This window comes from Paenarthrobacter sp. NPDC090520, from assembly GCF_044769205.1.
Taxonomy (GTDB): Bacteria; Actinomycetota; Actinomycetes; order Actinomycetales; family Micrococcaceae; genus Arthrobacter.
This window is the reverse complement of the sequence record NZ_JBIVXM010000022.1, coordinates 1-12,827: the sequence shown is the minus strand read 5'-3', so window position 1 is coordinate 12,827 and position 12,827 is coordinate 1. Positions and strand designations below refer to the sequence as shown.

General features: G+C 64.7%; 13 protein-coding genes. 11 read left to right on the top strand and 2 right to left on the bottom strand.

From position 1 onward, the window contains the following. Positions 1 to 55: 55 nt before the first annotated feature. From ACIQTZ_RS20310 to ACIQTZ_RS20295, 4 genes are all read left to right on the top strand, one after another. Entirely contained in the window at positions 56 to 1,273 is a 1,218-nt protein-coding gene (locus ACIQTZ_RS20310; protein WP_402983378.1) for a thiolase family protein, read from the top strand. Positions 1,274 to 1,278: 5 nt separating this feature from the next. After that, a complete protein-coding gene (locus tag ACIQTZ_RS20305; protein ID WP_402983375.1) occupies positions 1,279 to 1,965 on the top strand; it encodes a 3-oxoacid CoA-transferase subunit A in 687 nt (228 codons plus the stop codon). Positions 1,966 to 1,967: 2 nt separating this feature from the next. Next, positions 1,968 to 2,636 (top strand): 3-oxoacid CoA-transferase subunit B, encoded by a 669-nt coding sequence (locus tag ACIQTZ_RS20300; protein WP_402983372.1) that lies wholly within the window; start codon positions 1,968 to 1,970, stop codon positions 2,634 to 2,636. A gap of 86 nt (positions 2,637 to 2,722) precedes the next feature. Beyond that, on the top strand, positions 2,723 to 3,520 hold the full coding sequence (locus tag ACIQTZ_RS20295; protein WP_402983369.1) for an IclR family transcriptional regulator C-terminal domain-containing protein: 798 nt from the start codon (positions 2,723 to 2,725) through the stop codon (positions 3,518 to 3,520). 78 nt (positions 3,521 to 3,598) lie between these two features. Here the strand turns inward: ACIQTZ_RS20295 and ACIQTZ_RS20290 are convergent, their stop codons facing one another. After that, complete coding sequence (locus ACIQTZ_RS20290) at positions 3,599 to 3,943, bottom strand: iron chaperone (RefSeq protein WP_402983366.1); 345 nt, start codon at positions 3,941 to 3,943, stop codon at positions 3,599 to 3,601. A gap of 41 nt (positions 3,944 to 3,984) precedes the next feature. Next, entirely contained in the window at positions 3,985 to 4,383 is a 399-nt protein-coding gene (locus tag ACIQTZ_RS20285) for a RidA family protein (protein WP_402983363.1), read from the bottom strand. A gap of 137 nt (positions 4,384 to 4,520) precedes the next feature. On the opposite strand from ACIQTZ_RS20285, the gene ACIQTZ_RS20280 reads away from it, so the two are divergent. From ACIQTZ_RS20280 to ACIQTZ_RS20250, 7 genes are read left to right on the top strand one after another with little or no spacing between them, the layout of a single operon-like run. Beyond that, positions 4,521 to 5,372 carry a fumarylacetoacetate hydrolase family protein gene (locus ACIQTZ_RS20280; protein WP_402983360.1) on the top strand — a complete coding sequence of 284 codons (852 nt, stop codon included), beginning with the start codon at positions 4,521 to 4,523 and terminating at the stop codon, positions 5,370 to 5,372. A 35-nt stretch (positions 5,373 to 5,407) separates the two neighbouring features. Beyond that, a complete protein-coding gene (locus tag ACIQTZ_RS20275; RefSeq protein ID WP_397325220.1) occupies positions 5,408 to 5,890 on the top strand; it encodes a cupin domain-containing protein in 483 nt (160 codons plus the stop codon). 3 nt (positions 5,891 to 5,893) lie between these two features. Further along, a complete protein-coding gene (locus tag ACIQTZ_RS20270) occupies positions 5,894 to 6,760 on the top strand; it encodes an acyl-CoA thioesterase (protein ID WP_402983357.1) in 867 nt (288 codons plus the stop codon). A 46-nt stretch (positions 6,761 to 6,806) separates the two neighbouring features. Beyond that, on the top strand, positions 6,807 to 8,474 hold the full coding sequence (locus ACIQTZ_RS20265; protein ID WP_402983354.1) for an AMP-binding protein: 1,668 nt from the start codon (positions 6,807 to 6,809) through the stop codon (positions 8,472 to 8,474). 13 nt (positions 8,475 to 8,487) lie between these two features. Continuing rightward, positions 8,488 to 10,881 (top strand): bifunctional salicylyl-CoA 5-hydroxylase/oxidoreductase, encoded by a 2,394-nt coding sequence (locus ACIQTZ_RS20260; RefSeq protein ID WP_402983352.1) that lies wholly within the window; start codon positions 8,488 to 8,490, stop codon positions 10,879 to 10,881. A gap of 2 nt (positions 10,882 to 10,883) precedes the next feature. Next, a complete protein-coding gene (locus ACIQTZ_RS20255; protein WP_402983349.1) occupies positions 10,884 to 12,254 on the top strand; it encodes an MFS transporter in 1,371 nt (456 codons plus the stop codon). A 7-nt stretch (positions 12,255 to 12,261) separates the two neighbouring features. Next, on the top strand, positions 12,262 to 12,729 hold the full coding sequence (locus ACIQTZ_RS20250; protein WP_402947495.1) for an acyl-CoA thioesterase: 468 nt from the start codon (positions 12,262 to 12,264) through the stop codon (positions 12,727 to 12,729). Positions 12,730 to 12,827: the final 98 nt, after the last annotated feature.

Here is a 12,827-nt window from a genome sequence, read left to right as displayed (position 1 = left end):
CCCATAGCGACGTTTACTGTCCCCTAGTTGGGTACGTAGAAACGAAGGAAATCTTATGAACCAGGCTTTTGTGTACGATGCCGTGCGCACGCCGTTTGGCAAGTTCGGCTCGGGGCTGGCTGCTGTCCGCCCCGATGATTTGGCCGCGCACGTGGTCCGTGAATCCGTTCGCCGGGCTCCCGGACTGGATCCTGAGCGGATCGATGAGGTGGTGTTCGGCAACGCGAACGGCGCCGGCGAAGAAAACCGCAACGTTGCCCGCATGGCTACGCTGCTGGCGGGCCTGCCAGTCTCGATTCCTGGCACGACGGTGAACCGTCTCTGCGGTTCCTCATTGGACGCGGCGATCATCGCGTCGCGGCAGATCAGCGCTGGCGACGCTGAACTCATGCTGGTCGGCGGCGCGGAGTCGATGTCCCGTGCGCCGTGGGTGTTGCCCAAGACGTCCAAGCCGTACCCTGCAGGGGACATGACCCTCGCCTCGACCACGTTGGGTTGGCGTTTGGTGAACCCGGCCATGAACAAGGACTGGACCATCTCACTGGGCGAGGCCACCGAACGACTGCGCGAGAAGTACGGGATCACGCGCGAGCGGCAGGATCAGTTTGCGGCGGACTCGCACAACCTGGCTGATGCCGCGTGGAACGAAGGCTTCTACGACAACCTGGTGACCGCGGTTCCGGGCACTGACTTGGTTCGTGACGAGGGGATCCGTGCCGGGTCTTCCGCGGAGAAGCTGGCCGGGTTGAAGACGGTGTTCCGTCCCGAAGGTTCAGGGCCCGACGGCGGCACGGTCACCGCCGGGAATGCCTCGCCGTTGTCTGATGGTGCTTCGGCGGCGTGGATCGGGTCCGAGGCTGCTTCGTCGATCCTCGGCCTGGAACCGTTGGCGCGCATCGCCGGGCGCGGCGCGCACGGGAACGACCCCCAGTTCTTCGGGTTCGCCCCGGTGGAGGCCGCGAACAAGGCCCTCGCGAAGGCGGGCATCGGCTGGGACCAGGTTGGCGCCGTCGAACTTAACGAGGCGTTTGCCGCCCAGTCCCTGGCGTGCGTGGACGCGTGGGGGATCGACCCGTCCATCGTGAACCGTCACGGCGGCGCGATCGCGATGGGCCACCCGCTGGGGGCCTCCGGTACCCGCATCCTGGGCACGCTGGCACGATCGTTGCAGGCTTCCGGGCAGCGATGGGGCGTCGCGGCGATCTGCATCGGCGTGGGGCAAGGCCTGGCCGTGGTGCTGGAAAACGTAACCGCTGGCGTTGAAGGAGCGTAGGGACAATGTTGACTTTCATTGACACTGTTGGCGAGGCCGTGGCCGGGATCAAGGACGGTTCCACGGTGATGATCGGCGGGTTCGGCAACGCCGGGCAGCCGTTCGAGCTGATCGACGCGCTGATGGACTGCGGTGCCAAAGACCTGACCGTGGTCAACAACAACGCCGGCCAAGGCGATCAGGGCCTGGCTTTGCTGATCAAGGAAGGCCGCGTGAAGAAGATGATCTGCTCCTTCCCGCGGCAGTCCGACTCTTGGCATTTTGACGCGAAGTACCACGCCGGGGAGATCGAGCTGGAGCTGGTCCCGCAGGGAAACCTGGCCGAGCGTATCCGCGCCGCCGGGGCCGGTATCGGCGGGTTCTTCACACCCACCGGGTACGGCACCACCCTGGCCGAAGGTAAGGAAACCCGCTTCCTGGATGGGAAATGGCAGGTGTTCGAAACCCCGATCCACGCCGACGTCGCACTGATCAAGGCGTTGAAAGCGGACGGGAAGGGCAACCTGGTGTACCGCAAGACCGCCAGGAACTTCGGCCCGATCATGGCCGCCGCGGCGAAGCACACCATCGTCCAGGTCTCCGAGATCGTACCGACCGGTTCGCTGGACCCGGAGAACGTGGTGACGCCCGGTATTTACGTCAATGCGGTGGTGCGGGTCGGATCTGCCGGAACAACAGGAAAGGTGGCCTGACCATGAGCACCGAGACAAGCATCCAAACGTCCGAAAAGCCCCTTGGCCGCGACGAACTCGCCCAGCTGGTGGCCCGAGACATCGCCCCGGGCTCGTTCGTGAACCTGGGCATCGGGCAACCGACCCTGGTCTCGAACTACCTCACAGAAGAACAGAACATCACCCTCCACACGGAAAACGGGATGCTCGGCATGGGCCCCGCCGCGGAAGGAGACGACGTCGACGGTGACCTGATCAACGCCGGCAAGATCCCCGTCACCGAACTCCCCGGAGCCTCGTACTTCCACCACGCCGACTCGTTCGCGATCATGCGCGGCGGGCATCTGGACATCTGCGTCCTTGGGGCCTTCCAGGTCTCCGCGACCGGTGACCTCGCGAACTGGCACACCGGCGCGCCCGATGCGATTCCCGCCGTCGGAGGTGCCATGGACCTGGCCACCGGAGCCAAGGACGTGTTCGTCATGATGACCCTGCTGACCCGCGACGGTGCCTCCAAACTCGTCGAAGCCTGCACGTACCCGCTCACCGGCGTCGGCTGCGTCACCCGCGTCTACACCGACAAAGCCGTGTTCCTCACCGGCCCCGAAGGCGTCACCGTCCGCGAAACCTTCGGCTGCACGTTTGAGGAAATCCAGGAACTCGTGCCCCTGGCCCTCACAAAGGCCGAGTAACTCCCGTTGTGGGGCCCGCAGAACACCCTGCCCGCAGGAATTGGCCCGCACAGCAGGCCCCACAACGCAAACTACGATTGGTAACCATGAGCGAATCCGCAACGACCCCACAGGCCAGCGACCAGTACGTTCAGTCGTTGGCTCGGGGTCTTGCAGTGATCCGGGCCTTCGATGCGAACAACCCGGTGATGACCCTCAGCGAAGTCGCGGCCCGAACAGACCTGACCCGCGCCACGGCCCGCCGTTTCCTGCACACCTTGGTTGAACTCGGCTACGTCCGCACGGATGGCAAGACCTTCGCGCTCACGGCCAAGGTGCTGCAGCTGGGGTACTCGTACCTTTCAGCTCTGTCCCTGCCGCAGCTCGCCCAACCCCACCTTGAAGAACTCAGCCTGAAGCTGGGGGAGTCCACGTCGGCTGCGGTCCTGGACGGGCAGGACATCTTCTACGTTGCCCGAGTCGCTACCAAGCGGATCATGAACGTGGGAATCACCGTGGGCACCCGCTTCCCCGCATATGCGACGTCGATGGGCCGGGTGCTGCTCGCCGGCCTGCCGCCGGCCAAGCTCGACGCCTACCTGGAGAAGGCCGAACTCACGCCCCTCACCCCGCGAACCGTAGCCAACGCGACCGACTTGAGGGCCGCCGTCGAGCGCGTCCGAACGCAAGGCTGGTGCCTGCTGGACCAGGAGCTGGAGCTCGGCCTCATGTCCATTGCGGCGCCCGTGCACAACCGCAACAACGGCGACACTGTCGCGGCCATCAACGTGTCCCTGCAGGCCCAAGCCGTCGCGGCCCAGCCGGAAGGCTACCTCGATTCGGTCCGCGCGGAAGTCGTGGCAACTGCGGACGCGATCTCCCAGGACGTTTCCGCCAAGCACTGACCCAAGTAGGTCGCAGTTAAGCGCGTTTTCAGCGGTCAAAACGCGCTTAATTGCGACCCAGTTGGGCGCGGGGAGTGCTTACTTGCGGATCGCCGCCAGCCGGGTCTCGAGGATCCGTCGGACGAGCGAATCGGGCACGGGATTGTCCACGGAAAACCGCAGCGTGCCCGGCGACCACGAGTACCCACCCAGCTCCTCGGACATCTCAGGCAGGATCTGCCCGCTGAACGGATACAGCGCCAAGTGCTTCTTGGTTTCGAGGACGCTCACGAATCCCTTGCCCCCAACCATGAGAGCAGGCATGCCGTAACTGGTGCCTTCCTCGGCGTCCGGCGCAAGCTCTCGCGCAATGGCAACAATCCGGTCCAACGCCGGTCGGTTGGCAGCACTGACGTTTTCCAAGTACTCGGTGACGGTTCCCATACGGCTATGCTGCCGCACGCCCAAGAGCCAAGGCCAGAGGCTTACCGCTCCGGAATGACGGCGATGCCCTGGATCTCGATCATCGCTTCCTTTTGCCACAGGCGCGTGACGCCGATACCGGCCATCGCCGGGTACTGCGAGCCGGCCATGTCGCGCCAGATGCGCCCGATTTCCCGGCCGTTCGCCATGTAATCGTCCACGTCGGTGAGGTAGATGGTCACGTTGACCAGGTCCTCGGGCTGTCCGCCGGCTTCGCGGAGCGTGGTGAGAACGTTGCTAAAGGCCTGCGTGAACTGCTCCACGATGCCGCCCGGCACGATGTTCATGTCCTTATCAAGAGCTGTCTGCCCGCCCAGGAACACGGTATTTCCGGCGAGCATGCCGTGCGCGAAACCCGATGGCTTGGGCAGTGATTCCGGGTTGATGGTCTTGTGGCTCATGGTGGTCCTCCTCAGTTGTGGCAGTTGCGAAAAGTTTTGAAAAGCCCCTATGCAGATCATTCCCGCCCTGCTACGTTGAGCATATGTGACGATCGTAAAAAAGTCGACACATCAAAAAATCGAAGGGAAACCAACCGATGAAACTTGCCACTCTGCGCACCGCAGACGGACGTACGACGGCGGCACTCGCCGCGGGCGATGGCACATACCTCGCGCTCCCGGCCAGTGACGTTGGCGCGCTCCTGGCCCAGGAAAACTGGCGGACAGTGGCTGAAAAGACCGTGGCCGAAGCAGCGGGCGGGGAAGTCCTGACCAACCCCGATTTCGCGCCCCTCGTGCCCAGCGCGGGCAAGGTGATCTGCTGCGGTTTGAACTACGGGGACCACATCCAGGAGATGGGCCGCGACCTTCCCGAGTACCCCACGTTGTTCGCCAAGTACGCGGACACCCTGGTTGGCGCGAACGATGCCGTGGAAATCCAGGGGAGTGCCCGCGTCGACTGGGAAGCCGAATTGGCCGTCGTCGTGGGCTCGGAGCTGTACCGGGCTGATGAGGACCAGGCCCGGGACGCCATTGCCGGGTACACCGTGGCCAACGATGTCTCCATGCGCGACTGGCAGAGCCGCACGTTGCAATGGTTCCAAGGCAAGGCGTGGGACCGGACGACGCCCGTAGGGCCGGTCATGGTCACGGCAGATGAAGCCGGAGAGCACTTCCGAGTCTGCGGTTATGTCAACGGCGAACTCGTGCAGGACGGGAACACCAAGACGCTCGTCTTTGACCCCGCACAGCTGCTCTCCTACATCTCACAGTTCACCGTCCTTCGCCCGGGCGATCTCGTCCTGACGGGAACGCCCGGGGGAGTGGGGATGGGCATGACCCCGCCGCGCTTCCTGAACGACGGCGACATCCTGGTCACCGAAATCGACGGAATCGGCCGGCTGGAGAACCAGTTCCGCATCCACGCACCCGTAACCGCTTCGGCGTAAGAGACATTCAGCGTAAGAGACACAAGGAGAAACCCATGAGCCAGACCACCACCGAGTACCGCCTCGAAGGCGACAACTCCATCTACGCCCAGCCCGACGGCAAGGTTGTCCCCGTCGTCACCCGTGCCGGTGAGGAGGACACCAACACGATGCAGTCCGGCGACTGTGTCCGCGTTTCCGGCGTCAGCATCCAGCACACCCCGGCAACCAAGATCTGGTTCGGGCAGGTTTCCAACACTCCCGGCTACCGTTCCCTCCCGCACCACCACGGCGAAGCTGAGACCGGCGGTTACGTGCTGCGCGGCCACGGCCGTATCTACTTTGGCGAAAACTACTCAGAGTTCATCGACATGAAGGCCGGCGACTGGGTGTTCGTGCCCCCGTTCATGCCGCACGTCGAAGCGAACATGTCCGTCACCGAGGAGCTTGTTTGGCTGACCGCCCGGACCCCGGAAAACCTCGTGGTCAACCTCGAGGACGTCCCGGACGAAACTCTCGCAGACTACCGCCGGGCTTAAGCCATGATCACGGGAACCCTGACCTCGGAGACGTTCCTCCGGGCCGTCGAGCTCACGGAAACCGAGGCGCAGGTCTTCGACGAGGCCTACGAAGCGACCACGCAGTACGTTCCGTGGCCCAAGGCTTACGGTGGAGACATGGTGGCCCAGGCCGCAGCGGCAATGATGCGCTCGGTGGATGCCGACCGGCAGCTCCACTCGATGCACAGCTACTTCATGCGCCCGGTGGATATTGGTTCCACGGTCCGCTACGAAGTGGAGCGGCTGCGGGATGGCCGCGGGTACTCCACCCGTACCGTCCGGGGTTTCCAGAACGGCAAGCCCTTGTATGCCGCGATGGGTTCCTTCCAGGTTCCCGAAGACGGCCCGGACTTCCAGCCCCAGGCGCCTGCCGCCGTCGAACCTGAATCCCTTCGCTCGGCAGCGGAAGTGCTGGCCGGTATCGAAGGAAGCGCCGCCGACTACTGGGGTACCGGTCGCAGCTTCGACATGCGGCATATTCCCGGTCCGGTATATATCGAACTTGAGGGCGGGGCCGCGCCACAGCAGGCCATTTGGGTCAAGGCATTCGACTCGCTCCCGGATGACGCCAACCTCCAGCGCACTGCCCTCGCGTACGTGTGCGACTACACCATCCTCGAACCGCTCCTCCGGGTGAACGGCCTGAACTGGTCAAGCCCCGGACTCGCTACCGCCAGCCTGGACCACTCCATGTGGTTCCACCGCGACGGCCGCGTGGACGACTGGGTCCTATATGCCCAGGAAGCCATCTCCGGCCAAAGCAACCGCGGCCTGGCTATGGGCCGCTTCTTCGACCGGCAAGGCAGACTCCTGGCCACGGTCGCCCAAGAAGGCATGATCCGCGCTTGACTCACCCACACCCAGCCCCAACGACGCACCACTGAAAGGAACGGCCATGAGCATGTTGCCATCGGCCCACGTGGACACGTTCACCCGCCACCACTTGCCGCCCGCCGAAACCTGGCCGGCGTTCGAATTCACCCTCCCCGAACTCAACTACCCGGACCGGCTCAACGCCGCCTCAGTGCTGATCGACGACGCTGTCGAACAGTTCGGCGCAGACCGCCCGGCACTCCGTACCCCGGACGGCGAAGTCTGGAGCTACGGGGAACTCCAGACCCGCTCCAACCAGGTGGCCCAGGTCCTCACCGAAGATCTCGGAATCGTCCCCGGCAACCGGGTCCTGCTCCGCGGCCCGAACAACCCGTGGATCGTCGCGGCGTGGCTCGGCGTGATCAAGGCCGGAGCCGTGGTGGTGACCACCATGCCGATGCTGCGCTCCACTGAGGTTTCCACCATCATCCAGCTGACCAAGCCCGTGGTCGCCATCTCGGACCACCGCTTCGTCGACGAACTCGCTGTCGCTGCCGGGGATGACGTTGCCGTCCTCAGTTATGGAGCGCACGACGACGGCGACCTCACCGCCCGCTGCGGGCGCAAGAGTGGGGAGTTCACGGCGGTGGACACGTCCTCGGACGATGTTGCCCTGCTGGGCCCGACGTCCGGAACTACGGGTGTGCCCAAGGTGACCATGCATTTCCACCGGGACATCCTGGCGAACGCGGACACGTTCGCCCGCCACATCCTGCAGCCCACTGCGGACGACGTGTTCGCCGGTTCCCCGCCCTTGGCTTTCACGTTTGGCCTGGGTGGACTGGTGGTCTTCCCGCTGCGGTTCGGGGCCTCTGCCTTGCTGACCGAGAAGGCCGGTCCGGTGGAGTTGGCCGAACGCGCTGCCGAGGCGGGAGCCACCATCTTGTTCACGGCTCCGACAGCGTACCGGGCCATCCTCAAGGAGAACCGCGGCGAGCTGTTGAGCCGTCTTCGGATTGCCGTTTCCGCCGGGGAGCACTTGTCCAAGGAAACGTGGGAAGCCGTCCATGAAGCCACAGGACTGAGCCTGGTGAACGGGATCGGTGCCACGGAAATGCTGCACGTGTTCATTTCTGCTGCAGGGGATGACATCCGCCCCGGCACTACGGGCAAGGCGGTGCCGGGCTATCGAGCCACGATCCTCGATCCCGAGGGCAAGGAACTCGGCCCGGGACAGTCCGGACGCCTCGCGATCATCGGGCCCACCGGGTGCCGGTACCTGGACGATCCCCGGCAGTTGAACTACGTCGTGAACGGCTGGAACGTCACCGGAGATACCTTCTCCATGGATGAGGACGGCTACTTCACCTACCAGGCCCGTTCGGACAACATGATTGTCTCGTCCGGCTACAACATTGGCGGCCCCGAGGTTGAGGCCGCGATCGACCAGCACCCGGACGTGGTGGAGAACGCTGTCGTCGGCATTCCGGACGAGCAGCGCGGCAGCATCGTGTGCGCGTTCGTGGTCCTGCGCGAAGGAGTCATTGGCGACCCCGCGAAGCGCAAGGAAATCCAGGACTTCGTGAAGCAGACCATCGCCCCGTACAAGTACCCGCGGGATATCCGATTCGTCACCGAACTGCCCCGCAACCCCAGCGGCAAGCTGCAGCACTTCAAGCTGCGCGACCGTGTCCTCGCAGAGGAAACAGCAACCCACGAACTTACCCCCGCCGGCCAGGGCCAGGCGTAGAAGGAGCACCACCATGAAAATCGCAATCGTCGGAGGCGGCCCGGGTGGCCTGTACTTCGCAGCACTGATGAAGCAGTTGGACCCGTCCCACGACATCACCCTCTGGGAACGCAACGCCGCGAGCGACACGTTCGGCTTCGGCGTCGTGTTTTCCGATGAGACCCTCGGTGGCATCGGCAACGCCGATCCCGTGGTCGCCGAATACATGAGCCGGCGCTTCGCCCGCTGGTCGGACATCGACATCCACTTCCGCGGCGAAATGATCACCGTAGGCGGCCAGGGCTTCGCCGCGATGAGCCGCAAGGAACTCCTGGAACTCCTGCAGCGCCGGTGCATCGAACTCGGCGTCGATGTCCGGTTCAGCACCATGGCCCCCGCCATCGAGGAACTCGAAGCCGGCTACGATCTGGTCCTTGCCGCGGACGGCGTGAACTCGCAGATCCGCGCCAAGTACGCTGACGCGTTCGGCCCGGACCTGGACCCGCGCACCAACAAGTACATGTGGCTCGGAACAGACCAGGTGTTCGAGGCCTTCAAGTTCTTCGTGAAGGAAACCGAGTGGGGCGTCATGCAGATCCACGGTTACCCGTACTCGGATGAAGGCTCCACGTTCATTGTCGAAATGCACCAGGACGTCTGGCACGCGGCCGGCTTCGACGAGACCGCCGACGAGGTCTTCGCACCAGGAGTCTCCGACGAGAAGGCCATCGCTAAGATCCGCGAGATCTTCGCCGAGGAACTGGCCGGCTACGAGGTCCTGTCCAACAACTCCAAGTGGCTGAACTTCAACACTGTCCGCAACCAGAGCTGGCGCAAGGGCAACGTGGTCCTGCTGGGCGACGCCGCGCACACGGCTCACTTCTCCATTGGCTCGGGCACCAAGCTGGCCATGGAAGACTCCCTCGCACTGGCTGCCTGCCTGCACGAGCACCCCACGGTCGCAGAGGCACTGGAAGCCTACGAAGCCGAGCGCCGCCCCGTGGTCGCGTCCACCCAGCGTGCCGCGCAAGCTTCGCTGGAGTGGTTCGAACGGATCGGCCAGTACAAGGACCAGGACCCCACACAGTTCGCGTTCAACCTGCTCACCCGAAGCCGCCGCATCACCCAGGAGAACCTGCGCCTGCGCGACCCCGAATTCGCGGAGGCAGTGGACCGGAACTTCGCTTCTTCGCAGGGCCTCAGCCAGGTGGCACCGGCCATGTTCCAGCCCTTCAGCATCGGCGAACTCGAGCTGAAGAACAGGATCATTGTTTCCCCGATGGACATGTATTCCGCGACGGACGGCGTCCCCGGCGACTTCCACAAGGTCCACCTCGGCTCCAAGGCCTTGGGCGGTGCAGGGCTGGTCATGACCGAAATGGTCTGCGTCTCCGAATCCGGCCGCATCACCCCAGGCTGCAGCGGCCTCTACACCGACGAACAGCGCGAGAGCTGGAAGGAAATCGTCGACTTCGTGCACACCCGCTCCACCGCGAAAATCGGTGCCCAGCTGGGACACTCCGGCCGCAAGGGCTCCACCAAGCTCATGTGGGAAGGCATCGACCAGCCGCTCGACTCCGGCAACTGGACCGCCGTCGGGCCTTCCGCCTTGCCGTACGGCCCCGAAAACCAGACCCCGCTGGAACTGGACCGCGCCGGGATGGACGCCATCAAGGCCGAGTTCGTCGCCGCGACGCAGCGCGCCGAGGCAGCCGGCTTCGACCTCCTGGAGATCCACGCAGCCCACGGCTACCTGCTCTCCTCCTTCCTGTCTCCCGTTTCCAACCAGCGCACGGACGAATACGGCGGCAGCCTGGAGAACCGGCTGCGGTTCCCGCTGGAAGTGTTCGACGCCGTCCGGGCGGCGTGGCCTGCCAACAGGCCGGTGACGGTGCGCATCTCCGCGACGGACTGGATCGACGGCGGCAACACTTCCGACGACTCGCTGCAGATCGCGAAGGCCTTCGTTGAGCACGGCGCAGTCGGGCTCGACGTGTCCACCGGACAGGTGGCCAAGGAAGAGAAGCCCGCGTTCGGCCGCAGCTACCAGACCCCGTTCGCGGACCGCATCCGCCAGGAAGTCGCCGCCCCGGCAGGAGTGGCAGTGATTGCCGTCGGCGCAATCTCCAGCTACGACGACGTGAACTCGATCCTCCTCGCAGGCCGCGCCGACCTCATCGCACTCGGCCGGACGCACCTCTACGACCCCCAATGGACCCTCCACGCAGCCGCCGAGCAGGAGTACCACGGCCCGGGTGCCCAGTGGATCCCGCAATTCCGCGCCGGACGCCGCAAGCCCCCGAGCTCCCGCACCGACGCTGTCCGACCGCGGTTGTCCTTGCTCAAGGAACCGGACGCCGAGGAAGCCATCACGCACCTGCGCTGGACCCCTGCTGCCGCCGCCGCAGCATCGGTCCTGGTGAAGTAGCCGTGGCCGCCGCACCTTTGAACACCTGGAACGTGCCTAAGCGCACCACAGGTGTTGTGCTCCTCTGCTGCTGGCTGGCGATTCTCGCCGAAGGCTACGACGTCGGAGTGCTGGGAGCCGTCCTCCCGGCCCTCGCCGAGTACAAAGAGTGGAACCTCTCGCCGCTGGCTCTGGGCGGCTTGGGGTCATATGCCCTGATCGGCATGCTTATCGGTGCCTTGTTCATCGGCACCCTCAGCGACCTTGTGGGCCGCAAAAAGATGCTGCTTGCGTCCATGATCATCTTCACGCTGACGCAGGCCGGTGCAGCCTGGGCTCCTACGCCTGAACTCTTCGGCCTCTTCCGCCTGATCGGTGGGCTCGGCATGGGCGGCGTGATCCCCGTGGCAGCGGCGCTGACCATCGAGTACTCCGCTCCGAACAAGCGCTCTTATAACTATGGACTCATGTATTCCGGGTACTCGCTGGGGATTGTCGCGGCCGCGCTGGCAGCCCTGTTCGTCCTTCCGCTGGGTGGATGGCGGGCGGTGATCGCGATCGGCGCAGCCCCCGTGATCCTGCTGCCGGTCATCTGGAAGTTCTTGCCGGAATCCCTTGAGTACCTAGAGTCGAAGGGCCGCAGTTCAGAGGCAAAGACGTTGGCTGCCAGGCTCGGAATCACTGACTACCGCCCGGTGGTGGCCGCCAAGCCCATTAGCAACCAAGCCGCAGACCCGTGGTGGAAGACCATCACCACCATGTTCTCCCTGCAGTATCTCCGCTCGACCGTCTTCTTCTGGATCTCGCTGTTCTGCGGCCTGCTCCTGGTCTACGGCCTCAACACCTGGCTTCCGAGCATCATGAAGAAGGCCGGCTACGATCTCGGTTCGTCCCTGACGTTCCTCCTGGTCTTCAGCCTCGCCTCGGCGATCGGTGGCCTGCTTCTGGGCCGGGCGGCAGACAAATACGGCAAGAAACTCATCCTGGTGGTGTTCTACATCCTCGGCGGCCTGGGCATCATGCTCCTGGTCTTCCCGAACACCATGGTGGTCAACCTGCTGCTCGTGGCCTTCGCCGGCGTTGGTTCCATCTCCACGTCGCTGGTCCTCACGGGGTACATCGCCGACTACTACCCGGCAAAGGTCCGCGGCACGGCGACGGGCTGGGCACTCAGCTTCGCCCGGCTTGGCGCTATCTCCGGGCCGTTGATCGGAGGGTGGATCGCAGGTTCCAAGCTCCCGTTTGAGGCGAACTTCGGAATCTTCGCCGGTATCGCGGTCCTGGCCGCTGCCGCCGTCGCACTTATCCCGAAGCCGCAGCAGGAAGCGCGGGTGACCGAAGGGAAAGCAACCGCTGACCCCGACGAGCAAGACGCGGCGGTCAGCGTCGGCTAGGAGAACCATGCCGGAAGCAAGCGTCCAGCGGACGGTGGAGTGGGTGGACACCGACGCCTCCGGCCACCAGCACAACTCGGCGATCCTGCGCTGGGTGGAGGCCGCCGAGGCCGAGCTGTTCCGCTCGCTGGAGCTGCCCGACTACTTCCCCAGCGCGCCCCGCGTCCAGCAGGTCATCAACTACAAAGCGAAGCTGTGGTTCGGCCAGCGCATCACCGCGTCGGTGCGGGTACAAGCGCTCGGCCGGACCTCGCTCACTCTGGAATTCGAGGTACTCGGCCACCCGCTGCCGGCCTCGGCAGGAACCCCCGACGCCGGCAGCCCGGCAGCCGGCAGCCCGGCAGCCGCCGTCGTGGCCTCTTACGGAACGGTCACGACGGCGCACGTCCCCGCCGGGTACGCGACAGCGCAGCCTTGGCCCCCGCACTTCGTCCAAGCCCTCACCCCCGACGCTCTCTCACCAAACAGCCCTTAAAACCCGACGCTCTCTCACCAAACAGCCCTAAAAGCCCGACGCTCTCTCACTTCCCACGGGTCCGGCCGGGGTCTGTCCGATATACGGTGTGTGGGTTC

Coding starts and splice junctions, on each gene's coding strand:
- ACIQTZ_RS20310 (WP_402983378.1), top strand. CDS start 56: ATGAACCAGGCTTTTGTGTACGATGCCGTGCGCACGCCGTTTGGCAAG.
- ACIQTZ_RS20305 (WP_402983375.1), top strand. CDS start 1,279: ATGTTGACTTTCATTGACACTGTTGGCGAGGCCGTGGCCGGGATCAAG.
- ACIQTZ_RS20300 (WP_402983372.1), top strand. CDS start 1,968: ATGAGCACCGAGACAAGCATCCAAACGTCCGAAAAGCCCCTTGGCCGC.
- ACIQTZ_RS20295 (WP_402983369.1), top strand. CDS start 2,723: ATGAGCGAATCCGCAACGACCCCACAGGCCAGCGACCAGTACGTTCAG.
- ACIQTZ_RS20290 (WP_402983366.1), bottom strand. CDS start 3,943: ATGGGAACCGTCACCGAGTACTTGGAAAACGTCAGTGCTGCCAACCGA.
- ACIQTZ_RS20285 (WP_402983363.1), bottom strand. CDS start 4,383: ATGAGCCACAAGACCATCAACCCGGAATCACTGCCCAAGCCATCGGGT.
- ACIQTZ_RS20280 (WP_402983360.1), top strand. CDS start 4,521: ATGAAACTTGCCACTCTGCGCACCGCAGACGGACGTACGACGGCGGCA.
- ACIQTZ_RS20275 (WP_397325220.1), top strand. CDS start 5,408: ATGAGCCAGACCACCACCGAGTACCGCCTCGAAGGCGACAACTCCATC.
- ACIQTZ_RS20270 (WP_402983357.1), top strand. CDS start 5,894: ATGATCACGGGAACCCTGACCTCGGAGACGTTCCTCCGGGCCGTCGAG.
- ACIQTZ_RS20265 (WP_402983354.1), top strand. CDS start 6,807: ATGAGCATGTTGCCATCGGCCCACGTGGACACGTTCACCCGCCACCAC.
- ACIQTZ_RS20260 (WP_402983352.1), top strand. CDS start 8,488: ATGAAAATCGCAATCGTCGGAGGCGGCCCGGGTGGCCTGTACTTCGCA.
- ACIQTZ_RS20250 (WP_402947495.1), top strand. CDS start 12,262: ATGCCGGAAGCAAGCGTCCAGCGGACGGTGGAGTGGGTGGACACCGAC.